Source organism: Mesorhizobium sp. M5C.F.Ca.IN.020.29.1.1 (assembly GCF_003997375.1).
GTDB classification, from domain to species: domain Bacteria; phylum Pseudomonadota; class Alphaproteobacteria; order Rhizobiales; family Rhizobiaceae; genus Mesorhizobium; species Mesorhizobium wenxiniae.
Genome location: NZ_RZSW01000912.1, coordinates 1 through 1,593, shown reverse-complemented (window position 1 = coordinate 1,593; position 1,593 = coordinate 1). Strand labels below are relative to the sequence as shown.

The window sequence follows — 1,593 nt, the reverse complement described above, 5'->3', positions numbered from 1 at the left end:
CGGTCATTGTCGGCGACAATACCCCCACCAGGGCGGTGCCGGCGGCCCTGCAGGCCCGCGGCTTCGACATACGCGGCATTCGCCCGCCGACAGTGCCCGAGGGCACATCGCGCCTGCGTATTTCGCTGACGCTCAACGTGGACGAAGCCGACATTTCCACGATGGTCGAGGCACTTGCCGAGGTGCTGGCCTCGACATGACCAAACGCATCATCATCACGGGCACTGATACCGGAATCGGCAAGACAGTTGTCGCGGCCGGCCTCGCCGGCCTGCTGGGCGGGGCCTACTGGAAACCCGTGCAGTCGGGCCTTGACGGCGAAACGGACAGCCAGACGGTTGCGCGGCTCGGCGAACTGACGCCCGAGCGGATCCTGCCTGAAGCCTGGCGCCTGACGCGGCCGCTGTCGCCGCATCGTGCCGCCGAGCTCGAGGGCGTGACGATCGACCACGACAGCCTCGTTTTGCCCGAAATCGAATGTCCCTTGATCGTGGAAGGCGCCGGCGGCCTGATGGTGCCGCTCACCCGCAAGACCCTGTTCATCGACGTCTTCGCCCGCTGGCAGGCGCCGGTGGTGCTTTGCGCGCGCACCTCGCTCGGCACCATCAACCACACGCTGCTGTCGATCGAGGCGCTGCGCCGCCGGGACATCCCGCTGCTCGGCGTGGCCTTTGTCGGCGAGGCTATGCCTGACACCGAGTGCACTATCGCTGGAACCGGCCAGGTGCGTGTCCTCGGCCGCCTGCCCTTGCTCCACCCGCTGACGGCCGGGAGCCTGCGCTCGGCCATGACGTCATACTTCAACATGGCGGCGTTCGATGAGGTCGCAGAATGAACCGCTCGGCGGTCTGGCATCCCTTCACCCAGCATGCAGTCGAACCGACCATGCCGTCGATTGCGCGGACCGGGGGCGCCTATCTGGAAACGGCGGACGGAAGGCGCATTCTCGACGCCATTTCGTCCTGGTGGGTGGTTACCCACGGCCATCGCCATCCGAAGATCATGGACGCGATCCGGAACGCGACCGAGACTTTGGACCAGGTGATCTTCGCCGGACTGACCCATGAGCCGGCCGAGCAACTGGCATCGGCGCTGGTCGAAATGACGCCCGCGAGCCTCGACTGGGTGTTCTATTCCGACAGCGGCTCGACCAGCGTCGAAGTGGCTCTCAAAATGGCGCTGGGCTACTTTCGCAACATTGGCGCGCCCCGCTCGCGCATCGTCGTGATGGAATCGAGCTACCACGGCGACACGATCGGCGCGATGAGCGTTGGCGCCCGTGGCGTCTTCAACGCCGCCTACGAGCCGCTCCTGTTCGAGGTCGACACCATTCCCTTTCCAGCCGCCGGGCGCGAGCAGGAAACACTGGATCGGTTCGAGGCGGTCTCCCGCGACCGAGGCGTTGCCGCCCTGATCGTCGAGCCGCTCGTGCTGGGCGCCGGCGGCATGCTCATGTATCCGGCATGGATTCTGGCCGAATTGAAGAAGATTGCCGAAGCCTCGGGCACGCTGTTCATCGCCGATGAGGTGATGACCGGCTGGGGGCGGACCGGAACCATGTTCGCGTGCGAGCAGGCCGGCATTTCGACGGAT

The 1,593-nt window shown here is 66.0% G+C and carries 2 protein-coding genes and 1 pseudogene; all 3 read left to right on the top strand.

All coding sequences use genetic code 11. The features are described from left to right. Positions 1 to 200: pseudogene (locus EOA85_RS34910) on the top strand (8-amino-7-oxononanoate synthase); the annotation flags it as partial. Next, entirely contained in the window at positions 197 to 835 is a 639-nt protein-coding gene (gene bioD, locus EOA85_RS34905; protein ID WP_127212702.1) for a dethiobiotin synthase, read from the top strand. The pseudogene EOA85_RS34910 and the gene bioD, both read left to right, overlap by 4 nt. Then, a partial coding sequence (locus EOA85_RS34900; RefSeq protein WP_127212701.1) for an aminotransferase class III-fold pyridoxal phosphate-dependent enzyme occupies positions 832 to 1,593 on the top strand: 762 nt, incomplete at its 3' end. The genes bioD and EOA85_RS34900, both read left to right, overlap by 4 nt.